Below are 24,741 nucleotides of genomic sequence, written 5' to 3'. Positions count from 1 at the left end.
GGGGCCGCGTCGGTAGGCCGGGCGCTGTCGAGCTGCCCCGTCCACAGGACCGGGGTTCCGTCCCGCCCGCGGTCGCCCAGACGGGGCAGCTCGACAGCGTGCGCCGAGGCGCGCCGGGTGTCGCGTCGCCGGCGAACCCCCGACCCTCGACCCTCGACCGCTGCACGGGCCGGCTCAGGGCCGCTTCAGGGCCGCTCGGGGCCGCTCGGGGCCGCTCGGGGCCGCGTCAGGGCCGCTCGGGGCCGCGTCAGGGCGGGGGCGGCCCTTGCGGGCCCGGTAGGCCGCGACGGCGGCGCGGTTGCCGCAGCCCGCGTCGCAGAACCGGCGGGAACGGTTCTTCGACAGGTCGACCAGCACGTTCGCGCAGTCGGGGTGGTCGCAGATCCGCAGCCGGCCCAGCTCGCCGTAGCGCACCAGGTCGGCCATCGCCATCGCCGCCTCCACGGCGATCCGGGTCGCCAGCGGCGCGTCGCGCGGCACGGCGTGGAAGTGGTACGGCTCGTCGTCGTGCGTGATGAGCTGCGGCAACGCGCGGTTCTCGCGGAGCAGCCCGTTGAGGATGGCGACCACCTCGTCGGTGTCGGCGTACCAGAGGCGGCGCAGCCGGGGGCGCAGGTCGCGTACCGACCGCAGTTCGGCCCCGGTGTGCTCGTGCCGCCCGGTGTAGCCGTGCGCGACGTAGAAGGCGTCCAGGGCGGCGATGTCGGGCAGCCCCTCGCCGTCCGGGCGGTCGGTGTTGACGAGTGCGGCGGCCGCGGTCAGGGAGCAGTCCGTGTCATGGGCGAAAGGCAACTTGACTCCTGTCGGGGTGCCGGCCTAGCGTCATGAGCATAGCGGCAGTTGACTCATGACAGCTAGGAGCGGACCGATGCGCCAACCACCCGCCGCCGGGCTCGGTCTCGGCCTCGCCCTGCTCTCCGCCGTCACGTTCGCCACGTCGGGCACGTTCGCCCGCTCCCTGATCGACGCGGGGTGGTCCGCCGAGGCCGCCGTGGCGGCCCGGGTCGGCATCGCCGCGTTGGTGGTGGCGATCCCCGCGGCGCTGTCCCTGCGCGGGAGGTGGGACGTGCTGCGGCGCAACCTCGCCGCGATCGGCGTGTTCGGGCTGCTCGGGGTCGCCACCGCGCAGGTCTGCTTCTTCAACGCGGTCCGCTACCTGCCGGTCGGCGTCGCGCTGCTGCTGGAGTACCTCGGCATCATCCTGGTCGTGGGCTGGATGTGGCTGGTCCACGGGCACCGCCCCCGCCGGTTGACCGTGGCCGGCTCGGTGGCGGCGATCGCCGGCCTGTTCTTCGTCCTCGACCTGACCGGCGCCACCGGGCTCGACCCGGTGGGTGTGCTGTGGGGGCTGGCGGCGGCCGTCGGCCTCGCCGGCTACTTCGTGCTCGCGGGCCGGGTCGACGCGGGCCTGCCCTCGGTGGCCATGGCCAGCGGCGGCATGGCCGTCGGCGCGGCCGTCCTGTTGCTGCTCGGGGCGGTCGGGGCGCTGCCGTTGCGGGCCACCTTCGGCGAGGTCACCTTCGCGGGGCAGCGCACCAGCTGGCTGCTCCCGATCGTCGGCCTGTCGCTGGTCGCCGCCGTGGTCGCGTATCTCGCCGGGATCGCCGGGACCCGCATCCTCGGGGCCCGCCTGTCGTCGTTCGTCGGGCTGACCGAGGTGATGTTCGCCGTCCTCATCGCCTGGCTGGTGCTGGGCGAGCTGCCGACCGTCGTCCAGCTCTTCGGCGGCGCCCTGATCGTCGCCGGCGTCGCGCTGGTGCGTGTCGACGAGCTGCGCGCGCCCCGGCCCGAGGAACGCCCGGAGCCGCGCCCCGCCGAGCCCGCCCTTCCGTGAGACCGTCGGGTCGAGCGACTCTGGTCGGCGCCCAGTGGAGCCGTAGCGCCTGCGTAGTCGCCGGATAGCAGGCCGGCCCAGGCTTCGAGCGGATCACGGAGTGCCCGTGACCGTTCGAGGCTTCGACAGGGAGTCCCATGGGCTGGTTCAGGCAGGCCCGACGCTGGGGGGCGGTGGCCGTCGCCACCGCCAGCGTCGGCACCGCCGCCGTCATCGTCCCCGCCAGTCCGGCGCAGGCCGCCGGGCCGGCCGACCACGTCCTCTACTGGAACCAGGTGCTCGTCGACACGTTCCGGCTGGCGAGCGGCATGACCCCCGGTCCGGCCACCGCCGCGCCGGGCCCGCTCTCCCGCAGCGGCGCGATGGTGCACGGAGCGATCTACGACGCGGCGAACTCGGTGCTCTGCGTGTCGGGGACCCTCCAGTGCCTGGGCACGCCCTACCGGATCCAGGTGCCGCGGACGATCGGCGTCAAGCCCGACCTGGCCACCGCGATCGACTACGCCGCCTACGACGTGCTGCGCACCCTCTACCCGACCCTGAACTTCGACGACGAGCTGGCGACCGCCCAGGAGGGCATCGCGGCGTCGCCGTCCCGTACGGACGGCCAGCGGATGGGTTCCGCCGCCGCCCAGGCGATGATCGACTTCCGGGCTGACGACGGCTCCACGGACACGACCGCCTACACGTACAGCGAGACCGCGGGCGCGTGGCGGCCGACGCAGGGCAAGCCCGCGGTCACCCCGAACTGGGGCCGCGTCAAGCCGTTCGCGCTCACCTCCGGCTCGCAGTTCCGGCCCGGTCCGCCGCTCGGCATCCCGGACATCGGCGCCCTGCTCGCCAGCGAGGGCTACGCCGCCCAGGTCGACGAGGTCCGCCGCCTCGGCCGCCACGACAGCACCGTGGTGCGGCCCGGCCACCCTGCCGGCGCCGGGCACGTGGGTCAGTGCCGCCAGCCGCGGGCCGCCAGGGCGGCGCGGACCTCGACCAGCAACGCCGGGAACTCCTGGTGCAGGCGTCGGCCCGTCGCGTGCAGCACGAGCCAGCCCGCTCCGACGAGCTGGTCGAACCGGTGGCGGTCGAGCTGCGGGTGGTCGGTGCCGGCGTGCCGGCGTCCGGCGTACTCGAGGGCGACCCGGTGCCGAGGCCAGGCCAGCTGGGGGTGCAGGACGACTCCTGAGGCCAGGCGGACGGGGTGCCGGGTGACCGGGCGCGGCAGCCCGGCCAGCACCAGCCGGACCCGCAGCTGCGACTCGGCCGGCGACCCAGCTTCCGGGTCAGCCAGGCCGAACACCCAGCGCGCCCGCCTGCCGCCGGGGCGGTCGGCGTTTCGGTCGGCGGTCTCGGCGAGCGCGTCGCGGCTGGTGAGGCCCTGTCTGAGCAGGGCGTCGACGATGCCGACCGCACGCAGCGGCTCCAACCAGACCGCCGACTCCCATGCCGCCGCGGCCGGTGCCGTCCTCGGCGGTGGCCCGGCGGTCATGGGCAGCGCCGGCGTCGTGCCGTCGGCCGGACCGGCGGACGGCTGGACCTGGTCCGGTGGCCGGCCGGCCGCCGCCGGTGCGGTCGGTGGCGTCGTGGCCGGTCCCACGGAGTGTGCGCGCAGACCACGCTGGGGGCCGACCCGGATCGTCCTCGGCAGAAGGACGTGCACGTCGTCGGTGAAGGTGGCGGCGTGCGCGACGCCGTGCAGGTACGCCGCCGAGGGGCCGGCCACCACCGCCTCGGGCGGCAGCCGCAGGGCGGCCGCCCGACACGCCAGGGCGTGGTCACGGTCGAGCCGGGCGTCGGCGTACACGTCGTGGCGGAGGCGGATCCAGGCGGAACTGCGCAGCTGGTGCTCGGTGACGAGACCTCGCCGGACCGCGTCGGAGCCACGGAAGACCTGCCAGGCCAGGGCGCTGGGCCGGTGCGGTGAGGGTGGCATGTGGACCAGGGTGCCGACTATGCCGCCCGCCCCGGCGTCCCTGTGGACGAGCCGGCCCGCCCGCCCGGGAGCCTCCTGTGGACAACCGACACGACGGCCGACGGATGTGGTAGTGGCGTTCGGTCGGCGGGTGGTCAGGAGAGGGCGGTGGCGATGGCGGTGGCGGCGGCGAGGACCTGGGCGCCGACCGCCTCGGTGTCCAGCGGCGCCAGCGCCACCACCCCGACGCTCGCCTCCAGCCCCGGCACCCCGAGCACCGGGGCGGCCACCCCGTACGCCCCTGACTGGAGCTCCCCGGCGGTGCTCACCGGGCCGGCGGCGCCCGCCCGGCCGGCGAGGATGGCCCGCCCGGCCGCCCCACGCTCCAGCGGGTGCCGTGCCCCCGTCCGGTACGCGACGTGGAACGCCGTCCAGGTCGGCTCCACCACGGCGAGCGCGACCCCCTCCCCGCCCTCGACCACGGTCAGGTGGGCGGTCGCGCCGGCCTGCTCCGCGAGGCGGCGCAGCGCGGGCAGCGCCCCCTCGGCCAGCAGCGGCTGGGCCCGCCGGGCCAGGTGCAGCACCCCGGCGCCGAGACGCAGCCGGCCCTCGCCGTCGCGGCGCAGCATCCCGTGCGCGGTCAGCGCGCCCACCAGCCGGTAGACCGCCGCCCGGCCGATGCCCAGCCGGTTCGCCGCCTCGGTGACGGTCAGCCCGCCCGGCGCGTCGGCGACCAGGTGCAGCAGCCGCAGCCCCCGGTCCAGCGTCTGCGCCGTCTCCCCGCCCCGCGCCGTCGTGTCCACGCCCAGCAGCGTACGACCCGGCTCCGGACGACCCGGGAAGCGTGGACGGCTACCCTTGTACGGTGACGCTACGCCTGTATGACACCGCCACCCGATCGGTGCGGGACTTCGTCCCGCGGGAAGCCGGCAAGGTGGGGGTCTACCTGTGTGGTCTCACCCTCCAGGCCCCGCCGCACATCGGCCACCTTCGCTCCGGTGTCAACTACGACGTGCTGCGCCGCTGGCTGCTCGCCGCCGGCTACGAGGTCACCTTCATCCGCAACCTGACCGACATCGACGACAAGATCCTGGTCAAGGCGGTGGAGCGGGGGCGGCCGTTCTGGTCGATCGCGTACGCCAACGAGCTGATCCTCACCGAGTCCTACCGGGCGCTCAACGTGCTGCCCCCGACCTACGAGCCGCGGGCCACCGGGCACATCCCGGAGATGCACGAGCTGATCGCCAAGCTGATCGCCGACGGGCACGCCTACCCGGCCACCGACGGCTCCGGCGACGTCTACTTCGACGTCTGCTCCTGGCCGGCGTACGGGTCGCTGTCCAACCAGTCACCCGCCGACATGCAGTCGGCAGGGGACGCTCCCGAGCGGGGCAAGCGGGACCCGCGCGACTTCGCGCTCTGGAAGGGCGCCAAGCCCGACGAGCCGGCGGACGCCTACTGGCCGTCGCCGTGGGGGCGCGGCCGGCCGGGCTGGCACATCGAGTGCTCGGCGATGTGCTGGCGCTACCTCGGCGCCGAGTTCGACATCCACGGCGGCGGGCTGGACCTCACCTTCCCGCACCACGAGAACGAGATCGCCCAGTCGCAGGCGGCCGGGCTGCCGTTCGCCCGCTACTGGGTGCACCACGGGCTGCTCAGCATCGCCGGCGCCAAGATGGGCAAGTCGCTCGGCAACGCCCTCGACCTGGCGTACGTCGACTCGCTCGGGGTGCGCCCGGTGGAGCTGCGCTACTACTACGCCGCCGCGCACTACCGCTCCCGCATCGACTACTCGGAGGACGCGCTGCGCGAGGCGGCCGTCGCGTACCGCCGGATCGAGGGCTTCGTGCAGCGGGCCGCCGAGCGCGTCGGCGCCGGCCAGCTCGGCGAGCTGCCGGGTGCCTTCGCGGCGGCGATGGACGACGACCTGAACACCTCCGCCGCGCTCGCCGTCCTGCACGAGGTGGTCCGCGACGGCAACACCGCGCTGACCGGCGGCGACGATGTGACCGTCCGCACGGCGCTGGCCGCCGCCCGCGCCATGCTGGATATCCTCGGGGTCGACCCCCTCGACCCGGCGTGGACCGGTGGCGGCCGCGCGGCCGACCTGCGCGGCGTGGTGGACTCCCTGATCGCGCTGGCCCTGGAGCAGCGCGCGCAGGCCCGTGGCCGCAAGGACTGGGCCGCCGCCGACGCGGTACGCGACCAGCTCAAGCAGGCCGGCGTGGTGGTCGAGGACACCCCCCAGGGCCCCCGTTGGACTATTGGAGAGCAGGACTGATGGCCGGCAACTCGCAGCGCCGTGGCCGGCGACTGACGCCGAAGGCGGGAGCCCCGAAGGGCTCCGGCGGCAAGAACAAGGACGCCCTCGCCGGGCGGGGCAGGACCCTGCCCGCCGACGAGCGGCCCTGGCACAAGGCCTACTCGGGCACCGAGAAGCTGCCCCAGCGCACCGCCTGGAAGCAGGACAAGGAGCGCCGGGCGGCGGCCGAGGAGGGGCGCGCCCCCAAGATCGGCCAGCCCGGCACCAAGGACACCACCTGGGGCAAGGGTGGCGGTCGTGGCACGCCGGCCGGCGGCGGGCGCGGCACCGCCGGCCGGGGCGCTCGCCCCGCCGGCCGTGGCGGTCCCCGGGTGGCCCCGGGCCGCAAGTCCAACCCGGCCAAGGACGCCCCGGAGCTGCTGGTCGGGCGGAACCCGGTGCTGGAGTCGCTGCGCGCCCAGGTGCCGGCGACCGCGCTCTACACCGCGCAGGGCATCGACATGGACGACCGGGTCAACGAGATCGTCCGGACGGCCGCCGACCGGGGCATCGCCATCCTGGAGATCAGCCGCGCCGAGCTGGACCGGATGACCGGCGGGGTGCTGCACCAGGGCATCGGGCTCCAGGTGCCGCCGTTCGCGTACGAGCCCTTCGAGGACCTCGTCGCGGCGGCGCTGGAGCAGACCGCCCCGCTGCTGGTGGCGCTGGACGGCGTGACCGACCCGCGCAACCTCGGCGCGGTGATCCGGTCCGCAGCCGCCTTCGGCGCGCAGGGTGTCTTCGTACCGGAGCGGCGGGCGGCCGGGATCACCGCGACCGCCTGGCGGACCAGCGCCGGCGCGGCCGCGCGGGTGCCCGTCGCCCAGGTCACCAACCTGACCCGGTCACTGAAGGCCTGCCAGGACGCCGGCTTCGTGGTGGTCGGCCTGGACGCCGACGGCGAGACCGACCTCTACGACCTGGAGGCCGCGGTCGGCCCACTGGTGGTCGTGGTCGGCTCCGAGGGTCGGGGGCTGTCCCGGCTGGTCGGCGAGACCTGCGACCTCACGGTGAGCATCCCGATGGTGTCCGACGTCGAGTCGCTCAACGCCAGCGTCGCCGCCGCGGTCACCCTCGCCGAGGTGGCCCGCCGCCGGGCCGCCGAGGGCTGAGCCCGCAGACACGGAACGGGCGGCCCGCCGGTGGCGGGCCGCCCGTTCTCGCTTACGTCAGCTCAGCGCCGTACGTCAGATGCGGTTGCCGGTGGCCGCGTTGAACACGTGGCTGCGGCCCTCGCGCGGCTTGACGAACACGGTGTCGCCCATCTTCGGCATGGTGCGCCGGTCGCTACGCACCACGAAGCGCTCGTTGTTGCCCTCCAGCGCGGCGTGGCCGTAGACGTTGGCGTCCGAGCCGAGATCCTCGACCAGCTCGACGACGACCGGCATGCCGCCCTCGGTCGGGCTGACCAGGTCGCAGTCCTCCGGCCGGAAGCCGACGGTCACCTTGCCCTCGCCGCCGTCGACGCGGGCCGCCTCGACCTGCTCACGGGTGAGCGGGATGGTCAGGTCGGCGAACGAGGCACCCCGCTCGCTCAGCGGCACGGTCTTGATGTTCATGGCGGGGGAGCCCATGAAGCCAGCGACGAAGACGTTGGCCGGGGTGTCGTAGAGCGCCCGCGGGGTGTCCACCTGCTGGAGGACGCCGTCGAGCATGACCGCCACCCGGTGGCCCATGGTCATGGCCTCGACCTGGTCGTGGGTGACGTAGACGGTGGTGACACCCAGCTTCGCCACCAGCGACGCGATCTGCGTACGGGTCTGCACACGCAGCTTCGCGTCGAGGTTCGACAGCGGCTCGTCCATGAGGAAGACCTGCGGTTCGCGGACGATCGCCCGGCCCATGGCCACCCGCTGGCGCTGACCGCCGGAGAGGGCCTTCGGCTTGCGGCCCAGGAAATCCTCGAGCTGGAGCAGCCCCGCCGCCTCCTTGACCCGCCGGTCGATCTCGGCCTTGGAGGTCTTGCGCAGCTTCAGCGCGAACGCCATGTTCTCGTACACCGTCATGTGCGGGTAGAGGGCGTAGTTCTGGAAGACCATCGCGATGTCGCGGGCCTTCGGCGGCAGGTGGGTGACGTCCCGGTCGTCGATGTAGATCGAGCCCTGGTCGACGTCCTCCAGGCCGGCGAGCATGCGCAGGCTGGTGGACTTGCCGCAACCGGAGGGGCCGACCAGGACGAGGAACTCGCCGTCGCCGATCTCCAGGTCGAGCTGGTTGACGGCGGGACGCTCGGTGCCCGCGTAGATCCGGGACGCCTTGGCGTAGGTGACCGTAGCCATGGTCAGGTGCTTCCTTTCACCGGCAGGAACGTGCCGGACGATCCGAGTGGAAGGAGCGGCCGGCACGTGTGTGCACCGGCCCACGGGCGACGCGCCGATGATCGAGGTGTCATCCGTGTCACTGCACGGTAAACGGCTTTCCCCGGCATGCCAAGGCGCGGAGCATCGGATGGGACGGATGGCATACACATTCCGGGCACTCGGGCACGGGCGGACATCAATCGCCCCCGCTCTTTCGAGTGTCGGGCCGACGCGTGGACGTTTCCGGTGCTCGCAGGGCCTGCCGAGCGGGAAATCCGGACGTCAGTCGCTATGCTGACGTCGACACCACGCGCCCCTGTAGCTCAGCTGGCCAGAGCACTCGCCTTGTAAGCGAGATGTCGCCGGTTCGATCCCGGCCGGGGGCTCCAATTTCATCAGGCATACCTCGCCGGGCACTGTCGTGAGCCGGCCGGTTGACAGCAACGCTGACAGCAGCCGGGGTCACGACAGCCGCCCGTCGAGCTTCCCGAGCGCCTGACGCATCGCGTCGAGGTTGGCATGGCGTAGACCTTGAGGGTGATCTTCACGTCGGCGTGCCGGGCGATCGCTTGGACGACGTGCGGCGGGACGCCCAGCTCCTCACGTTCTCGCGCCGCAGTCAGTTCACGGTCGGTAGGAGAACATGTGGCCGGGTGCTGCTGGCTTGGGTACCCGCGGGAACAGCCGCCATGAGATCACGTTGGAGATGGCGACTCCGGTGAGTACGGCGGTGGCCGCGACGGCGACCAGGACCGGGGGGAGCAGGAGCGTCACGGGTGCCAGTACGGCAAGCGTTAGCAGTCCGATCGGTCGGGACCAGGAGACGTGGCTGAAGGTCACGTAGTCGAGCAGGGCCCGCCCGAACAGGAACACCGCAGGACCGCCGAGGATAACCAGGACCCAGGGCGGCTCGGTGTGACCGAGCGGGTGCGAGATGATCAGTTCGTCGCCGACGGCGGTGAGGCCGACGCCGGTGATCATGATGAGGTGCGCGTATGACGCGAGTCTGCCGACGTATGCCGGAGACGGTGCCGATGCGATCGCGACGGCCAGCAACTCGCCGGCCCGGTAGAAGTAGATCTGCCACAGCAGAACCGTGGTGGCGAACGACACCAGCAGCGCTACGGCTCGGTCCCGCTCGAGGCCGTACGGGCTTATCTGGATGCCGGAGATCAGAATCGCCTCGCCCAACGCGATGATGAGGAGCTGCCGGTAGCGCTCTGTGAGATGGTCTTCTTGGATCGGATGGGCTCGGAACCCGGCCCGGCCGAGTCGCGGCGTGGGGTAGTCGAGGACGCCCGCGATGTAGTCCAGGGCGACGGCCACGCTCCACCAGGCCAGTCGCGCTCCGCTCTGTGTGAAAACGCCGGCGATCCACGGCACCGCTGAGATGAGGGCCCAGAAGAGGTTCCGGACGCTGACCAGGCGTATCTCTTTGTTCGTGCCGATCAGAATGATCCAGAGCGGACGGATGATCTGGATCGTGACGTAGACCCCCGCGAAGAGGAAACCACTGTCGCCGTAGGCCCCGGGCACTGCGATGGCCATCAGCAGGCTGCCGAGCGTGGTGCCGATGACCAGTATCTGGATTGCTGGCCGGGTCGAGTCGTACCTGTTGGTCGCCCATACCAGCCGGTACCACACCCACCACAGCGCCAGCGTCAGTACGAATGTGGCGTAGCCACTTCGCAAGCTGAGGTCAGAGACCAGTCGGTCGGAGAGTCGGGTGAACGCGAACACGAAAACCACGTCGAACAGCAGCTCCACGAAGCCGGCCCGCTGGGACTGCTTGTACGTCCCCGGCTGCTCACCCGCCCTGCTCTCCATGGCCATGTGGTGACGCTACTTTTGATCGCTTCAGGCAGGTCGCCGAATGCGTTCGCGGCGGCTCGACAGCAACGCCGACAGCAACCGGCCAGGACGGCGACGCGCAGGCAAGCCCAGCGAGAGACGTCAGTTCGAGCATGCGAACGTTCCCGAACGAACGCGGACGTGGTGCACAGAGCTCGTAAGCGAGATGTCGCCGGTTCGATCCCGGCCGGGGGCTCCAATTCCGTCGGCCGTCCCGCGCCCGGCGCGGGCGTGAGCTGTGCCCGCCGGGGAGGGTGCGACTCCGACCGGTCGCCCACCCCGCGTCGCCGGGCGCCCTGCGGCGAGGGTCGTCAGCTCCACCTCAGCCTGGCGAGTTCCCGCTCGAACTGGGCGAGGGTGAAGGAGGCACCCTCGGCGGGGGCCAGCCGCAGGCTGTAGGTCGCGTCCCCGGCCTCCCACCACACCGTCCACGAGCGTTCCGGGGCGCCGGTGACGACACCCCGGTGCGGGCCGACGCGGACGGTCGCCACAGGCGCAGGGCGTGCCACGTCGGCGGTGCGGCGCGCGGTCACGAGCAGCGTCGCACCGCCCGGGCCGTTGTAGCCCTGGCACCAGCCCTCGTCGCATCCGGTCGAGAAGGGGCTCCACCGCTTGTCGGCGGGCAGGTCCGGCACATGGCGCTCGAAGTAGGTCGGCGGCGGCAGCGTGCCGGCCGCGTCGCGGAGCACCCGGTCGCCGAGCGGCTCCGCCAGGGACACGACGAGGGGGACCCGGGCGCCGCTGGTGGTGCAGTCGGCGGCGGGCACGATTCGGGCCTCGACCGCGACGACCACCTGGGCGTCGTCCCGCGCGGTGATCGTCGCCCGCGGCTGCACGAGGTCCCTGCACCGTGCGTCGCCGGGGCCGACGTGGACGGTGACCGTGGTGTCGTCGCGGCCGACCACCGCCGCCGACCACGGCACCCGGGACGACCCGTCGGGCGACGCTGCCGCCTCGGCCGTGGGCCCGGGTGCTGCCTCGTCGGTGGCCCGGTGCCGGAGAAGGAGACCGCCGACGAGCGCCAGTGCGATGACGGCCGTCGCCGCCGCGAGGGTGGTCCGTCGGGTGCGCTCGTCGCGCCCGTCCCTGGTCGTCATGGCCACCCTCGTCGTCCGGTATGGGAGAGCGGATCGTACGCCGACACCGTCGCTCCCGCCGTCCCGTCGTACGGGCGCTCAGGCGGCGGGCTGTCCCCGTACCGTGGTTCCGCCGCGCCGGCGCCCCCCGAATCTGCTCCACGTCCGTCGATGCCGTGCCCGCCGCGGGCGCCGTCCGCCGGGCCGGCAGGGTCGGGTCACCCGGTGACCAGCGCCTATGCTGGGCCGGTGAGCAGGGCGGCGGAGGAGTCGAACCGGGCCATGCTGCGCGCCCGGGACGCCATGGACCGGGCGTACGACCAGCCGCTGGACATTCCGGCGCTGGCCCGCATCGCGTACGTCTCCGAGGCGCACTTCATCCGCACCTTCCGGGCCACCTTCGGCGAGACCCCGCACCGCTACCTCCAGCGGCGGCGGGTGGAGCGGGCGATGTACCTGCTCCTGCACTCCGACCGGGACGTCACCGACATCTGCTACGCGGTCGGCTTCTCCAGCCTGGGCACGTTCAGCCGCACGTTCCGCCAGATCGTCGGGGAACCGCCGTCGGAGTACCGCAGGCGCAGGGCCCCGGTCGCCGCGGTCGTGCCGAGCTGCTTCACCAAGGCCTGGACCCGGCCCAGCAGTTTTGGATAAGCAGCAGGTCAGGGTCGCCCCGTAGCGTCTTCGGCATGACGATGAACGCGATTTCCCGCTCCCAGATCTACGTCCTCGACCAGGACGAGGCCCTCGACTTCTACGTCGGCAAGCTCGGCATGGAGGTCAACACCGACCAGGACCTCGGCTTCATGCGCTGGCTGACGGTGAACCTGCCCGGCGACCCGGAGCGCGAGATCCTGCTGGAGAAGCCCGGCCCGCCGGCCCTCGACCCGGCCACCGCCGAGCAGGTCCGCGAGCTGCTCACCAAGGGGGCGCTGGGCGGGTTCCTCTTCATGACCACCGACGACGCCCACAAGACGTACGAGGATCTGGTCGCCAAGGGAGTCGACATCACCGACGAGCCGATGGAACGCCCGTACGGGATCGACTTCGGCATCCGCGACCCGTTCGGCAACAAGATCCGCATCGGCCAGATGTTCCCCCGGGGCTGACTGGCGACGGCCCGGCACGATCGGTGGGCGCGCTGCGGCAGCACGCCTACCGATCGCACGTGCGGAGACGACGTGGGGACCCGCCTGCTCTACTGACCTGCCACCCCGCGCGGATGGTCGCCGGGCTCCCGCCGTTATGGTCGCCGCACCGGGGCCGCCGACCAGGGCGGCCGGCGTCGCGGCGAGCCGGCGGCACAGGCGAAGGGGTGGTGACGGTGGCGGACGCGGAACTCCTCGTCGAGGTGACCGGGGCGGTGGCGACGGTGGTGATCCACAACCCGGCGCGGCGCAACGCGATGACGGCCGGGATGTGGCGGCGGCTGCCGGGGCTGCTCGACGAGCTGGAGGCCGACCCGGCCGTCCGGGTCCTGGTGCTCACCGGCGCCGAGGGCACCTTCTGCGCGGGCGCGGACCTGGCCGAACTGGACGACCTGCTCGACGACGGCGACCTCGACACGGTGGTGGCCGCCGAGCAACGGCTGGCCGCCTTCGCCAAGCCGACCGTCGCCGCCGTCCAGGGCGCCTGCGTGGGCGGCGGCTGCCAGCTCGCGGTCGCCTGCGACCTGCGGATCGCCGCCACCGACGCGCGGTTCGGCGTGCCGCCGGCGCGGCTGGGCCTGGTGTATCCGGCGCCAACCACCCGCCGGCTGGCCCGGCTGGTCGGGCCGGCCGCGGCCAAGCACCTGCTCTTCACCGCCGAGCTGATCGACGCCGACCGCGCGCTGCGGATCGGGCTGGTCGACGAGGTGCTGCCGGTCGACCGGCTCGCCGCCCGGGTGGACGAGGTCACCGCCGCCGTGGTCGCCCGGTCGCAGCTCACCGTGGCGGCCGCCAAGGAGATCATCGACGGTCGGGCGGACGAGGACCGGGTCGCCTGGTGGCACGGGCAGGTGCGGGCCAGCGGCGAGGCCCGCGAGGGCGTCGCGGCCGTCCACGAGCGTCGCCCGCCCCGCTTCGGCTGGACACCGCCGGCCCGGCACTGACCGCCGCCGACCGGCCCGACCGGGCCGCGTGCCGGACACGGTCCGCGCATGGGTGGTGCCGGGCGGTGCGGTGGGGCAGGCTGTCCGCTGTGCAGCGTGATCAGTTGCTCGCAGGCCGCTACCGGCTGGGCGGGCGTCTCGGCAGGGGCGGCATGTCCGAGGTCTACCGGGCGCACGACGAGGTGCTGGAGCGCGACGTCGCGGTGAAGGTGCTCGTGGCGGCGGACCCGTCGGCCCGACGGCGGATCCAGGCCGAGGCGAAGGCGGCGGCCAGGCTCTCGCACCCGAACGTCACCGCCGTCCACGACTACGGGGAGTCCCTCCTCTTCGACCGGTACGCGCCCTTCGTGGTCATGGAACTGCTCTCCGGCCGTACGCTCGCGCAGCGGCTCGCCACCGGGCCGCTGCCGCCCCGGGACGCCCTGCGGGTCTGCGCGGAGGTCGCCGCCGGTCTCGGCGCCGCCCACGCCGAGGGGCTGGTGCACCGCGACGTCAAGCCCGAGAACGTCGTGCTGACCCCGACGGGAGCGAAGGTGGTCGACTTCGGGATCGCCGCCGTCGCCGGCACGCCCGAGATCGACTTCGAGGGACGGCTGCTCGGCACCCCGGCCTACCTGGCCCCCGAGCGGCTCGCCGCCGGCGAGGTACTGCCCGCCTCCGACGTCTACGCGCTCGGCCTGCTCGTGCACCAGGCGCTCGCCGGCCGGCTGCCGTGGCACAGCGAGACGCAGACCGAGATGCTGCGCGCCCACGCGTACGCCGAGCCGGGCCCGCTGCCGGAGGTCGACGGCGTGCCCCCCGAGGTCGGCCGGCTGTACCGGCGGTGCCTGGCCAAGGACCCGGGCGACCGGCCGTCGGCCGCCGAGGCGGCGCGCGTCCTCGCCGGGGCGCTCGCCCGGATGCCGCATTCGGAGGCGGGGCACGCGGACGTGCCGGCGGGCCGCCGCGAGGTGCCGACGGGCCATGCGGACGTGCCGGCGGGCCGCCGCGACGTGCCGACGGGCCATGCGGACGTGCCGGCGGGCCGCGCGGACCTGCCGGCGGGTCGCCGCGAGGTGCCGGCGGGACACCGGGGCGTGCCGGCGGGGCCCGGCGGCGGGCGTGACCGTGCCGAGCCGGCGCCGGTCGGGACCGCGCCGGCCGTCGGGGGCGACGCCCGCCCGGGGCACCGGGGCTGGCGGTCGAGGCGGGGTTCGTGGGTGCTGGTGGCGGTGGGCGCGGCGGTGGTCGGCGTGGTGGCGGTGGCCGCGACGCTCGACGACCCCGCCGTCCGGCGGCCCGGCCTGCCCCACGAGCCCCGCACAGGCATCGGCACGGGGGGCTCCACCAGCGTCGCCCTGCCGGTCACCGCCGACGCGCCGAAGCGGCCGGCCGCCCCCGGCGCGGGCCCGCCGGCCGGGTCGGCCACCGCGGGCCGGTCCAGCCCCGGGCCGGTCGCCCCCACCGGAGCCAGCCCGACCGCCCCGGCGCCGACCGGTAGCGCCGAGCCGTCTCCCACGCCTGGCCGGCCGTCCGGGGTGGACGTGAACTCGCGCGGCGGGGTGGTGACGGTCCGCTGCGACGGGAAACTGGCCGAGGTGGTCGACGTGGCGCCCGCCGCCGGCCACCACGTCGAGGAGTACGCGCCGGGCCCGGCGCGGGAGGTGCGGGTCGAGTTGGTCGCCGCCGACCGCCGCAGTGTGATTACCGTGCGCTGCGCCGACGGCCGCCCGGTGCCCCGCGTCAAGGAGTCCCGGACCAAGAAGTCCCGGACCAGGGAGTCCCGGGCCAAGGAGCCCCGGACCAGGGAGTCCCGGTAGCCGGGGCGGCGGGGCCGCGCCCCGGGGAGGGGCCGGCGGGCGCCGCGCCGGGGGTCGTACCCCCGACGCGGCCCCCCGTTCCCGCCGGCCGGTCCGTCACCGCCCGGCCAGCGCCGCCCAGCTCGGGGTCGCCGGCTCGCGCCGCAGCGGCATGCCCGCCTCGGCCGGCGTCCGGTCGCCCTTGCGCTGGTTGCAGTCGTAGCAGGCGGCGGTCGTGTTCCGCCACGTGTTCCGGCCGCCGCGCGAGCGGGGCAGGATGTGGTCGATGGTGCCGGCCGGCCCGCCGCAGTACGCGCAGCACCGCCCGTCCCGGCGCAGCACCCCGGCCCGCGACCACGCCGGCCCGGCGCTGAACCGCCAGCGGGTCACCACGTAGCGGACGAGGCGGACCACCCGGGGGACCGGGAAGACCCCGATCACCCGGTCCGGTTCGGCCTCGTGGATCTCGGCGACCCGGCGGCAGAGCATCCGGATCGCGTGCTGGACGGTGACCCGGTGCAGCGGGCCGAGGTCGGCGTTGACGACGAGGACGGCGTCCACCGGTGTCTCCCTTCGTGGCGGTGACGATCTGGACGGGCCGGACAGCGAAAGAGCCGCCCGGTCCGGGTGCGGACGGGCGGCTCGACGGCGTGCGCGCACGCGTCAGCCGGGCCGGCCACCCTCGGGGCCTTCGGCTCGGCAACCGCCGCCACCCGCCGACGACGCCGGGCGCGCCGGGCCGGGCAGCCACGACGGCACACAGGTGACGTGCGACATCGACATGGACGGCTCCCGCGGCGGTGGTTGACCTTGCGGGATCACGGTAGGTCGGCGGGCGAGAGACGGGCAACGGATTTCGATCGAGCGACCGTCTCGTCGGGGCGCCGCTGCCGGCGGGCCCGGCCGGCGGCCCGCGCGGCGGCCAGCGGCCGGTCGATCCGCAGCGCCATCCGTACCGTCAGCTCGCTCTCCAGCAGCGGCCGGTTGACCTCCCCGGCGACCGCGAGCGCCGGCCCGGAGACCGTGCGCCAGATCGCGGCCATTCCCGCGCCCAGCCCGAGCAGGGCCACGGCGGCCCGGGTCGCCGGCGAGCCGGCCGCCGCGAGCGCGCTCACCCCCACCACGGCGAACAGCACCGCGAGCAGCGGTACGAGCACCGGCCAGAAGATCCCCCGGGCGGCCTGCACCACCAGCCGGCGGTCCCGGATGATCAGGTTCCGGGCGACGACCGCGTAGTCCTCCTCGTCCAGCAGGTCCCTCGGGTGCAGGCCGCCGGTGAGCACGCCCCGCCACAGGTCGCCCTGGTTGCGCAGCTCGCGGGCCAGGTCCGGCAGCCCCGCCTCGGTCGGGTCGCCGACGCCGGCCCGGGTGACCGCCGACGCCCACGCCGACAGTGACCGGCGGACCACCGCGGCCGAGTACGGCGGCAGCACGGTGGCCAACTCGTCCAGCCAGCGGCTGAGCTGGATCTGCCGGCCGCCGAAGCGCCCCGCCACCTGGTCGGCGTCGCCGTGCCGCACCGTGTCGGCCAGCGAGCGTCCCAGCCGGTACGCCAGCCCGACCCGGTGGTTGGTGGCCATCGTCCAGCGCAGCACGTCCACGTTCAGGTCGTCGAGGGCGAGCAGCAGGTCCTCCCCGGCTCCGCCCGTCACCCGCTCCCTCGCCCCGGCCGTGGACGGCGCGGGGGCGTCGCGCCGGGTCAGCTCGGCGATCTGGCCGAGCGCCACCTCCACCCCGTCCAGGTACATCTGCATGCGCCGCCGCCCCGACATCTCGGTCAGGTTGGACAGCTTCGCCGGCGCGCCCGCCGGCCGGCCGTCTCCGGCGTCGAGCAGCTCGGCGGTCTGGGCGTGGTGGTACGCGTCCGCCATCCACCACCCGAGCCGCAGGGCGGTCACGATGCAGGCCCGCTCGTCCCGGATCAGCGGGTACGCGTCGTCCCGCGGTACGTCGGCGACGAGCGGGCCGTCGTCCCCGCGCGGCGACATCCCGCTGACCTCCCGCCTCACCCCAGGCGATCAGCCTAGGCGAGCCCAGCGACCTGTTTGCCCGTTTTCGTCACCTTCGCCGCCCGCCGCCCGCCGCCCGCCGCCCGCAACCCCCACCCGCAACCCGCAACCCCCACCGCAACCCGCAACCCCCACCCGCAACCCGCCACCCGGTGCCCGTCGCCGTGGTCGTCACCGTTGCCGGGCGAGCAGGCCCCGGGGCCGGATCGAGCGGACCGGCTCGGCCGCGCCGCCCTCGGCCCGCAGGACGTGGTTGGCCGCGACGATCCCCGTCGCCGCCGCGCGTTCCATCAGCGCGCTCGGGAAGTCGGTCCGGATGCCGTCGCCGGCCAGGTAGAGCCCGTCGGCGTCGGTGCGCACCCCCGGCCGCCGGGCGTGGCTGCCCGGGGTGAACGCCGGCGCCTGCGCCGCCACCCGGGCGCGTACCTCCCGGACCCGCAGCCCGGCCGCCTCCGGCCAGAGCGCGGTCAGCTCGGCCCGCATCCGCTCGGCCAGTTCCGTCGCGGGCACGCCCGGCTCGCAGGCGTACGCGTGCAGCTCCAGCACCGAGCCGCCGGTGCGGGCGGCCCAGCGGCGGGGCTCGTCCTCCAGCCGGTGGTAGAGGGTCACCGAGTCCAGGGTCGGCTGCCGGGACACCCCGCTGAACACCGCCCGCCCGGCGGCCACGTCCCCGTCGCACCAGTAGCGCGCCACCGCGTACGGCGGACCGGGCCGGCCGAACGCGGGCATCCGCTCCACCAGCGCGGGCGCGTGGTCGACCAGGCCGGGCGAGGCGGCGACCAGGGCGGCCAGGGCGGGCGGGTCGACGGCGAGCACCACGTGCTGGGCGGCGTACGACGTGCCGTCGGCGGTGGCCACCCGCCACCCGGCGCCGTCGCGGGTCAACGCGGTGGCGCAGGTCCCGGTGCGCACCCGGCCGCCGTGCCTCTCCACATGCCGGGCCAGCGGCCCCCAGATCGCCGTCGCGTAGTCCTCGTCGGGGCAGTCGAAGGCCAGCCCCTCGGGGTTGCCCAGCAGGTAGAAGTGGAACTGCGCGATCATCTCCGCCGCCGACATCTCCGCCTCGTGGTTGAAGAACGAGTGGGAGAAGACCTCGAAGAGCATCGCGCGGGCCCGGTCCGGCAGCCGCAGCGAGGTGAGCAGCTCGTCGGCGGTGGTGTCGTCGAACTCGGCGTAGGTGCGCACCGGGTCGTAGGTGAGCAGCGGCAGCGCCGCGTCCCGGTCCATGCCGCGCAGGTCGCCGAGGCGCAGGCTCGGGCTGCGCAGCAGCAGGGCCAGCAGGTTCGCCGGCGGAGCGGGCGGCAACCGGCCGAACTCCTCGGTCGGCCAGCGGGCGCTCAGGATCGGGTAGCCGGGGACCGGCCGGAGGAAGCCGAGCCCCGGGTCGGCGCGGCGCAGGATCGACCGCCAGTTGTAGTACTGCCGGAAGAACGCGTGGAAGCCGTGCTCGTTCGTCTGGCGCGTGCCGTCGACCAGCGTCTCCCGCCAGGCCCCGAGCCGGCCGCCGAGGGTCGTCGCGGCCTCCAGCACGGTCACCGCCACGCCCCGCTCGGCCAGCACCACCGCCGCCGACATGCCGGCGATCCCGCCACCGACCACCACCACCTCGACCGGGCGCGGCACGCGGGGGGCGCCACCGCCGCCCGGGTCCACCTCGTGCTGGCGTACGCCGAGGAGCCGACCGACCACCTGCGACAGCGCCATGTGCACCTTCCCGCCCCGGGGGACCCTCCAGTCTGCCCCGTTCGGGCGTTAGGAAGGGCCCCTTCCTCTACCGCAGGCGTTAACAAGGTGCCCTTCCTTTCATTGGCAGCGGCGTTCGCGGTCGGAGGCCGGCCAGACGTACTCCAGGTCGGGCGGGACGTCGTCGCCGAAGATCGGGCCGTAGTGCCCGGGGTCCTTGCGCAGCAGCGACGAGCGGTGGCTCAGGTGCAGGTCGTCGCGGCCCAGCCAGGGCGGCAGCTCGCCGGCCTCGGCCAGCTCCGCCTGGGTGCGGACGCGGGTCAGCCCGCAGGCGGCGGCGAGGTCGGTGGTCATCGTGGTCGCGCAGGTGTCAGCCCGGCCGGGCTCGCACCAGACCGCGCACACGTCCAGCCCGTACCGGGTGAGGGCCTCCTCGTACCCGGCCCACATCTTCACCGCCGGGTGGTTGCGCCAGCCGTACGTGGAGCGGGTCAGCCCGCGCAGCACCTGGATGGTCTCCACCCGCTGCTTGCCCAGCCGCCTCTGGTCCAGCGTCCGGGCGCTGGCCAGGAAGTCCGGGTACGGCAGGAACGTCTGCATGCCGCTGGTCTACCCGCCGAGGGGCCGCGGAATCGGCCCGACGCGGCGGGACCTGCCCGACGACCAGGATTCATGATCGCGGGGCTGCGCGGGGCGCGACCGGCTGACTACGATGCGGCGCATGGCGGAGCCCCTGCTGGATCGTGCGCGGCGGGCGGGGCGTCGGCTCCGGGTCAACGGGGACGCGCGGGCGCACTACGTGGTCTGCGGGCGGGACGCCCTCGCCTACTGGGTGGTGCGCGCGCTGCTCGCCACCGAGTTGCAGGCGACGGGCCGCGTCCGGATCACCCTGGTGGTGCCGGAACGACCGCGCTCCGACGAGCCGGACGGGCGGGACCTCCAGGGCGTCGAGGTGGTCCGGGCCGACCGGCTGGACGAGGTCACCTTCCAGCGGGCCGGGCTGGCCGGCGCCGACGGGCTGGCCCTGCTGCACCAGGACGACGTCGGCAACATGCACGCCGCGCTCTGTGCCCAGGAGGTCGAGCCCCGGCTGCGGCTGGTGGTGCGGATGTTCAACACCGGGCTCGCCAACGGGGTGCGGCAGATCTTCCCCGACTCCGCGGTGCTCTCCGACGCGTCGATGGCCGCCCCCGCCTTCGTGGCCGCCGCGCTCGGCGAGGTCGCCCCGACCCATTTCCGGCATGGCGGGCGCACCCTCTACGTGGCCCGCCGCGACGACGTACGCCCGGGCGACGTGGTCTGCGGGGTGGCCGACACCCACGACCCGCAGCAGGTCCGGGTGCTGCCCGCCGAGGAGTCCGCCGCGGACGTGGTGCTCGCCGAGGCGACCGGGGCACCGCCCGGCACCGAGCTGGCCGCGCGCCGGCTGGTGCGGGCCCGGCGGCGGCGCCGCCCGGTGGCGGTGCTGCTCCGCGCGGTACGCAGCTTCGCCACCCGCAAGATCGGCATCGCGGTGATCACGCTGCTGGCGGTGATCGGGGTGCTCGGCTGGCTCAACGGCAGCGCCACGAACGCCAACTGGGGCGACTCGCTCTACCTCACGCTCGTGACGGCGCTGAGCGGCCAGGACCCGGATCCGAACAAGCCGGTCGCCCAGCAGGTCATGCAGGTGGTGCTCAACCTCGCCGGGCTGGCGCTGATCCCGCTGATCACCGCCGTGGTGGTGGACGGGATCGTCAACGCCCGGCTGGCCTTGCACTCCGGCCGGATCCAGCCGGAGCGGTCCGGGCACGTGGTCGTGGTCGGGCTCGGCAACGTCGGCACCCGGGTGATGGCCCAGCTCTGCGACTTCGGCGTCGAGGTGGTGGCGATCGACAAGCTGCCCGTGCCGCGCGGTGCGGCGCTCGCCCGCCGGCTCGGCGTGCCGCTGATCGTTGGCGACGCCGCGCTGGAGGAGACCCTCCAGGCGGCGTCCGTGGGCACCTGCCAGGCGCTGGTGGTGGTCTCCACCGACGACGAGACGAACCTCCAGGCGGCGCTGAACGGCCGGGCGGTCAACCCCGAACTCCAGGTGGTGCTGCGCCTCTTCGACGGCCACTTCGCCGAGCGCGTCCAGCAGGCGTTCGGCATCGGCGTCTCGCGCAGCGTGTCGTACCTGGCCGCGCCGTCGTTCGCCGCCGCGCTGCTGGACCGCGCGGTGATCGCCACCATCCCCGTCGGCCGGCACGCGCTGCTGGTCACCGAGGTCTCCGTCGCCGCCGGATCGTCGCTGGACGGGCGGCCGCTCGCCGTGGTCGGGCGGGCCGAGAGCGTACGCCTGCTCGCGCACGCCCGGGCCGGTCAACGCCTCGACTGGGCGCCCGACCCGCGCCTGGTGATCGTCGCGGGGGACCGGCTGACGGTGGTGGCCCGCCGGGCCGGCCTGAACGCCCTGCTCCGCGAGGCGGCGCCGCCCCCGCCGGAGGATCCCGCCGCGCCGGCGCCCCGGCAGCCGGAGGAGTGACGGCCCGTCCCGTCGGTCCGGGTTCCGGTCCGTCCGACGGTTCGGCCTTCCGGGCCCGGCGGGTCAGGCCCGGCGGGGGCGCAGGGCGTACCAGGCGGCGCCGACGGCGAGCACGGCGAAGCCGGCGAGGACGCTGGACAGCGGCAGGTTGACGGCGAGCAGCAGGCAGCCGGCCAGCCCCAGCACGGCGAGCGCCCGCACCGGGAGCCGCCGCCCCGGGTCGCGGCCCAGGGTCAGCGCGGCCGCGTTGGTGATCGCGTAGTAGACCAGCACGGTGCAACTGGAGAAGCCGATGGCGTCCCGGACGTCGCCGAGCGCCACGACCAGCACCACCACGGCGGCGACGGCCAGTTCGGCGCGGTGCGGCACCCGGTGCACCGGGTGGACGGCGGCGAGGGCCCCGGGCAGGTCACGGCGGCGGGCCATCGCCAGCACGGTGCGCCCGACCCCGGCGAGCAGGGAGAGCAGCACGCCGGTCACCGCCACGGTCGCCCCGGCCCGGACCAGCCAGGCGAGGCCGGGCAGCCCGGCGGCCGTCACCACGTCGGCCAGGGGCGCGGCGGACGCGGCCAGCCGATCGGCCCCGAGCACGCCGACGGCGACCACCGCCAGCACCAGGTAGATCGCCAGCACCACGCCCAGCGCCAGCGGCACCGCCCGGGGGATGGTCCGCTCCGGGTCGCGTACCTCCTCGCCGAGGGTGGCGACCCGCGCGTACCCGGCGAAGGCGAAGAAGAGCAGCCCGGCGGCGGTGAGCACGCCCCGCCCGGAAGTGTCGAGGTCACCGAGCCGGGCCAGCGAGACGTCGCCGCCGACCGCCCCGGCCACCGCGACCAGGGCCAACACCGCCAGCACCACGCCGACCAGCACCTTCGTCGCGGTCGCGGTCTTGCCGATGCCGCGCAGGTTCACGACGGTCACCGCCAGCACCGCGCCGACGGCGACGAGCCGGGCCTGCCCCGGCCAGAGGTACGCCCCGATGGTCAGCGCCATCGCCGCGCAGCTTGCCGTCTTGCCGACCACGAAGCCCCAGCCGGCCAGGAAACCCGCGAACGGGCCGAGCCGTTCCCGGCCGTACACGTAGGTGCCGCCGGACTCGGGGTGGCGGGCCGCGAGCCGGGCCGAACTGGTCGCGTTGCAGAAGGCGACGAAGCCGGCCAGCACCAGCGCCGCCAGCAGGCCCGCCCCGCCGGCCGCCGCGGCGGCGGGCGCGAAGACCACGAAGACGCCCGCGCCGAGCATCGACCCCAGCCCGATGACCACCGCGTCGGGTACGCCCAGCCGGCGCGCCAGTTGATCCACAGCGGGCACCCTAGGGGGTCGAGATGAACGGCCGGTCCCAGTCGCGCGGCGCCCCGGGCAACGGCAGGTCGTCCCAGGGCACCCGGTGCAGCACCCGGTCGAGGACGAGCCCGAGCAGCAGCCCGGCCACCGAGTCGGTCAGCCAGTGCCAGCCCAGGTAGGTGGTGGTGCACAGCACCACGACCGGCGGCACCACCCGGACCACGGTGACCAGCCGGGGCGGCACCGTCCGGCCGTAGGTGCGCAGCAGCGGGGCGAGCAGCAGCGCGATGACGCCGTACCAGAGGATCGCGTTCGCGACGTGGCCGGAGGGGTAGGACTGGGCGAACCGCAGCGGCAGTTCGTCCTGGAACAGCGGGAGGGTCTGCTCGGGCGGAAGGAACGGCTCCTTGACGCTCGCGCTGGGGGCGGGCCGGGCGGTCCACACCTTGAGCGGCCCGATCGTGAGGTAGCTGAGGACGAAGGCGAGCACCGGCGGCAGCACCGGTCGCAACGATCTCAGCCGGACCGCGAGCAGCACCCCGAGACCGAGTGCGATCAACGTCAGCGGGGTGCCCTGACCGAGGTAGTTGAGGAACACCGCCGTCACGCGGGCGGCGGTGGGCCGGTGCGCCTCCGACCAGTCGGCGATGGCGCGGTCGATCCCGAAGAACCGTTCGGCGGTGAGCGCCACGGTCAGCCCGAACAGGGCGGCGAGCAGGAGCGCGTCGAACCACCAGCCGGCCGGCCGGACCGGCCTCAGCCGTGCTCTGGGCCGTACCGTCGTGGTCTCCCGCACCCGGACCACGCTACCGGCCCGGCGCGGCGGCCGGCCGGCGCGGCCCGGGGCGGCTGTGTGCCGAGCCACGAAGGGAGGCGCTCGGCCCGGACGACCGTCAGACTTGGGGCCGTGCGGATCACCTCGGCCCTCGTCGACCCGGCGCTGCTCGACCTTCCCTGGTCGACCCCGCTGGAGCAGTGGCCTGCGCAGCACCTGGTGGCGCTGCCCCAGGGCATCTCGCGGCACATCGTCCGGTTCGTCCGGCTCGGCGGCTACGTCTACGCCGTCAAGGAAACCGGCGAGCGGGTCGCGGAGCGCGAGTACGACCTGCTGCGCGCCCTGGAGCGGATCGACTTCCCCTCCGTGGAGGCGGTGGCGATCGTCGCCGACCGGCAGACCGACGACGGCGAGCCGCTCGACCCGGTGCTGATCACCCGGCACCTGCAGTTCTCGCTGCCCTACCGGGCGCTCTTCTCGCACACGCTGCGCCCGGAGACGATGGGTCGGCTGCTCGACGCGCTGGCGGCCCTGATCGTGCGGATGCACCTCACGGGCTTCTTCTGGGGCGACTGCTCGCTGTCGAACACGCTGTTCCGCCGGGACGCCGGCGCGTTCGCCGCCTACCTGGTGGACGCGGAGACCGGGGCGCTGCACCGCTCGCTCTCCAACGGTCAGCGCGGCGAGGACCTGGAGATCGCCCGGGTCAACATCTTCGGCGAGGCGCTCGACCTCCAGGCCGCCGGGCTGCTGCACGAGTCGATCGACCCCGAGGTGGTCTGCGAGGAGGTCGTGCAGCGCTACGAGCGGCTGTGGCACGAGATCACCTACGAGCAGCAGGTCGAGCGGGAGGCCCGGCACGACATCGAGGGGCGGATCCGCCGCCTCAACGAGCTGGGCTTCGACGTCGCCGAGGTGGCCATGTCGACCATCGACAACGGGCGCTACCTGGTCCGGCCGAAGGTGGTCGACGCCGGGTACCACACCCGGCGGCTGCTCCGCCTGACCGGGCTGGACGCCGAGGAGAACCAGGCCCGGCGGCTGCTCAACGACCTGGACGCCTACCGGGCCGAGAGCGACCTCACCGACGAGCAGCAGGCCGCGCACCGCTGGCTGACCGAGGTCTTCGAGCCGGTGGTCCGGGCGGTCCCGGCGCACCTGCGCCGCAAGCTGGAGCCGCAGGAACTCTTCGCCCAGATCATCGAGCACAAGTGGCTGCTCTCGGAGCAGGCCGGCCGGGACGTCGGCATGGCTCCGGCCGTGCACTCGTACCTCTCCGACGTGCTCGTGCACCGCCCCGACGAGCAGGCCGTGCTCGGCGTCGAGGTCCCCACCGCCGGCTGACCCG

21 protein-coding genes and 1 tRNA gene are annotated in these 24,741 nt (G+C 74.6%); 10 read left to right on the top strand and 12 right to left on the bottom strand.

Translation table 11 applies throughout. The features are described from left to right. Positions 1–174 precede the first annotated feature (174 nt). Positions 175–792: a CGNR zinc finger domain-containing protein gene (locus ACZ6Q9_RS19170; RefSeq protein WP_396829128.1), complete on the bottom strand. Its 618-nt coding sequence runs from the start codon at positions 790–792 to the stop codon at positions 175–177. Positions 793–868: 76 nt separating this feature from the next. Between ACZ6Q9_RS19170 and ACZ6Q9_RS19165 the strand changes: the two genes are divergently transcribed. Then, positions 869–1,834 (top strand): EamA family transporter, encoded by a 966-nt coding sequence (locus tag ACZ6Q9_RS19165; protein WP_396829127.1) that lies wholly within the window; start codon positions 869–871, stop codon positions 1,832–1,834. Between the two features lie 943 nt (positions 1,835–2,777). Here ACZ6Q9_RS19165 and ACZ6Q9_RS19160 read toward each other — a convergent pair. Continuing rightward, entirely contained in the window at positions 2,778–3,761 is a 984-nt protein-coding gene (locus tag ACZ6Q9_RS19160; RefSeq protein WP_396829126.1) for a hypothetical protein, read from the bottom strand. Between the two features lie 134 nt (positions 3,762–3,895). Further along, positions 3,896–4,543, bottom strand: coding sequence for an IclR family transcriptional regulator (locus ACZ6Q9_RS19155; RefSeq protein WP_393457143.1), 648 nt, complete (start codon positions 4,541–4,543; stop codon positions 3,896–3,898). A 62-nt stretch (positions 4,544–4,605) separates the two neighbouring features. Between ACZ6Q9_RS19155 and cysS the strand changes: the two genes are divergently transcribed. Both cysS and rlmB read left to right on the top strand, forming a co-directional pair. Next, the gene (cysS, locus tag ACZ6Q9_RS19150; protein WP_393457146.1) at positions 4,606–6,021 is read left to right on the top strand and encodes a cysteine--tRNA ligase; all 1,416 of its coding nucleotides are present in this window, start codon (positions 4,606–4,608) and stop codon (positions 6,019–6,021) included. Further along, a complete protein-coding gene (gene rlmB, locus ACZ6Q9_RS19145) occupies positions 6,021–7,154 on the top strand; it encodes a 23S rRNA (guanosine(2251)-2'-O)-methyltransferase RlmB (RefSeq protein WP_393264546.1) in 1,134 nt (377 codons plus the stop codon). Before cysS ends, rlmB begins: the two co-directional genes overlap by 1 nt. 75 nt (positions 7,155–7,229) lie before the next feature. On the opposite strand, the gene ACZ6Q9_RS19140 is transcribed toward rlmB, so the two are convergent. Then, on the bottom strand, positions 7,230–8,321 hold the full coding sequence (locus tag ACZ6Q9_RS19140; RefSeq protein WP_393264549.1) for an ABC transporter ATP-binding protein: 1,092 nt from the start codon (positions 8,319–8,321) through the stop codon (positions 7,230–7,232). A gap of 333 nt (positions 8,322–8,654) precedes the next feature. Here ACZ6Q9_RS19140 and ACZ6Q9_RS19135 point away from each other — a divergent pair. Then, positions 8,655–8,731 (top strand) — tRNA-Thr (locus tag ACZ6Q9_RS19135). Between the two features lie 235 nt (positions 8,732–8,966). Here the strand turns inward: ACZ6Q9_RS19135 and ACZ6Q9_RS19130 are convergent. Next, positions 8,967–10,175: a low temperature requirement protein A gene (locus ACZ6Q9_RS19130; protein ID WP_393264551.1), complete on the bottom strand. Its 1,209-nt coding sequence runs from the start codon at positions 10,173–10,175 to the stop codon at positions 8,967–8,969. 329 nt (positions 10,176–10,504) lie between these two features. Further along, entirely contained in the window at positions 10,505–11,290 is a 786-nt protein-coding gene (locus ACZ6Q9_RS19125; protein WP_393457149.1) for a hypothetical protein, read from the bottom strand. A 228-nt stretch (positions 11,291–11,518) separates the two neighbouring features. On the opposite strand from ACZ6Q9_RS19125, the gene ACZ6Q9_RS19120 reads away from it, so the two are divergent. The 4 genes from ACZ6Q9_RS19120 (at position 11,519) to ACZ6Q9_RS19105 (ending at position 15,160) form a co-directional block, all read left to right on the top strand. Further along, positions 11,519–11,923, top strand: a complete 405-nt coding sequence (locus ACZ6Q9_RS19120) for an AraC family transcriptional regulator (protein WP_350706794.1) — start codon at positions 11,519–11,521, stop codon at positions 11,921–11,923. 35 nt (positions 11,924–11,958) lie between these two features. Beyond that, positions 11,959–12,378: a VOC family protein gene (locus ACZ6Q9_RS19115; RefSeq protein ID WP_357696176.1), complete on the top strand. Its 420-nt coding sequence runs from the start codon at positions 11,959–11,961 to the stop codon at positions 12,376–12,378. Between the two features lie 209 nt (positions 12,379–12,587). Next, positions 12,588–13,361 (top strand): enoyl-CoA hydratase/isomerase family protein, encoded by a 774-nt coding sequence (locus ACZ6Q9_RS19110; protein ID WP_393264556.1) that lies wholly within the window; start codon positions 12,588–12,590, stop codon positions 13,359–13,361. An 89-nt stretch (positions 13,362–13,450) separates the two neighbouring features. Beyond that, positions 13,451–15,160 carry a serine/threonine-protein kinase gene (locus ACZ6Q9_RS19105; RefSeq protein WP_396829125.1) on the top strand — a complete coding sequence of 570 codons (1,710 nt, stop codon included), beginning with the start codon at positions 13,451–13,453 and terminating at the stop codon, positions 15,158–15,160. 96 nt (positions 15,161–15,256) lie between these two features. Here ACZ6Q9_RS19105 and ACZ6Q9_RS19100 read toward each other — a convergent pair whose 3' ends face one another. The 4 genes from ACZ6Q9_RS19100 to ACZ6Q9_RS19085 all read right to left on the bottom strand — a co-directional run bounded on the left by ACZ6Q9_RS19100 (position 15,257) and on the right by ACZ6Q9_RS19085 (position 19,431). Beyond that, positions 15,257–15,700, bottom strand: a complete 444-nt coding sequence (locus ACZ6Q9_RS19100; RefSeq protein WP_396829124.1) for an HNH endonuclease — start codon at positions 15,698–15,700, stop codon at positions 15,257–15,259. Between the two features lie 257 nt (positions 15,701–15,957). Continuing rightward, entirely contained in the window at positions 15,958–17,127 is a 1,170-nt protein-coding gene (locus tag ACZ6Q9_RS19095) for a hypothetical protein (protein WP_393264563.1), read from the bottom strand. Positions 17,128–17,319: 192 nt separating this feature from the next. Then, positions 17,320–18,852 (bottom strand): FAD-dependent oxidoreductase, encoded by a 1,533-nt coding sequence (locus ACZ6Q9_RS19090; protein ID WP_396829123.1) that lies wholly within the window; start codon positions 18,850–18,852, stop codon positions 17,320–17,322. A 99-nt stretch (positions 18,853–18,951) separates the two neighbouring features. Beyond that, positions 18,952–19,431: an MSMEG_6728 family protein gene (locus ACZ6Q9_RS19085; protein WP_396829122.1), complete on the bottom strand. Its 480-nt coding sequence runs from the start codon at positions 19,429–19,431 to the stop codon at positions 18,952–18,954. Positions 19,432–19,552: 121 nt separating this feature from the next. Between ACZ6Q9_RS19085 and ACZ6Q9_RS19080 the strand changes: the two genes are divergently transcribed. Further along, positions 19,553–21,334: a potassium channel family protein gene (locus ACZ6Q9_RS19080; protein WP_393264572.1), complete on the top strand. Its 1,782-nt coding sequence runs from the start codon at positions 19,553–19,555 to the stop codon at positions 21,332–21,334. 63 nt (positions 21,335–21,397) lie between these two features. Here ACZ6Q9_RS19080 and ACZ6Q9_RS19075 read toward each other — a convergent pair whose 3' ends face one another. Then, entirely contained in the window at positions 21,398–22,636 is a 1,239-nt protein-coding gene (locus tag ACZ6Q9_RS19075; protein ID WP_396829121.1) for an APC family permease, read from the bottom strand. A 10-nt stretch (positions 22,637–22,646) separates the two neighbouring features. After that, entirely contained in the window at positions 22,647–23,483 is an 837-nt protein-coding gene (locus tag ACZ6Q9_RS19070; protein ID WP_393264577.1) for a phosphatase PAP2 family protein, read from the bottom strand. A gap of 42 nt (positions 23,484–23,525) precedes the next feature. On the opposite strand from ACZ6Q9_RS19070, the gene ACZ6Q9_RS19065 reads away from it, so the two are divergent. Further along, positions 23,526–24,737: a DUF4032 domain-containing protein gene (locus ACZ6Q9_RS19065; RefSeq protein WP_393264579.1), complete on the top strand. Its 1,212-nt coding sequence runs from the start codon at positions 23,526–23,528 to the stop codon at positions 24,735–24,737. The last annotated feature ends 4 nt before the right edge of the window (positions 24,738–24,741 follow it).

It is taken from the genome of Micromonospora sp. NPDC049139 (assembly GCF_055586845.1).
This window is presented reverse-complemented; position numbering and strand designations above follow the sequence as displayed.

Excerpts from the sequence above, each read along its gene's own strand:
- ACZ6Q9_RS19095 (WP_393264563.1), bottom strand. The coding sequence starts at position 17,127 with ATGTCGCCGCGCGGGGACGACGGCCCGCTCGTCGCCGACGTACCGCGG.
- ACZ6Q9_RS19090 (WP_396829123.1), bottom strand. The coding sequence starts at position 18,852 with ATGGCGCTGTCGCAGGTGGTCGGTCGGCTCCTCGGCGTACGCCAGCAC.
- ACZ6Q9_RS19140 (WP_393264549.1), bottom strand. The coding sequence starts at position 8,321 with ATGGCTACGGTCACCTACGCCAAGGCGTCCCGGATCTACGCGGGCACC.
- ACZ6Q9_RS19160 (WP_396829126.1), bottom strand. The coding sequence starts at position 3,761 with ATGCCACCCTCACCGCACCGGCCCAGCGCCCTGGCCTGGCAGGTCTTC.
- ACZ6Q9_RS19130 (WP_393264551.1), bottom strand. The coding sequence starts at position 10,175 with ATGGCCATGGAGAGCAGGGCGGGTGAGCAGCCGGGGACGTACAAGCAG.
- ACZ6Q9_RS19080 (WP_393264572.1), top strand. The coding sequence starts at position 19,553 with ATGGCGGAGCCCCTGCTGGATCGTGCGCGGCGGGCGGGGCGTCGGCTC.
- rlmB (WP_393264546.1), top strand. The coding sequence starts at position 6,021 with ATGGCCGGCAACTCGCAGCGCCGTGGCCGGCGACTGACGCCGAAGGCG.
- ACZ6Q9_RS19085 (WP_396829122.1), bottom strand. The coding sequence starts at position 19,431 with ATGCAGACGTTCCTGCCGTACCCGGACTTCCTGGCCAGCGCCCGGACG.
- ACZ6Q9_RS19125 (WP_393457149.1), bottom strand. The coding sequence starts at position 11,290 with ATGACGACCAGGGACGGGCGCGACGAGCGCACCCGACGGACCACCCTC.
- ACZ6Q9_RS19115 (WP_357696176.1), top strand. The coding sequence starts at position 11,959 with ATGACGATGAACGCGATTTCCCGCTCCCAGATCTACGTCCTCGACCAG.
- ACZ6Q9_RS19165 (WP_396829127.1), top strand. The coding sequence starts at position 869 with ATGCGCCAACCACCCGCCGCCGGGCTCGGTCTCGGCCTCGCCCTGCTC.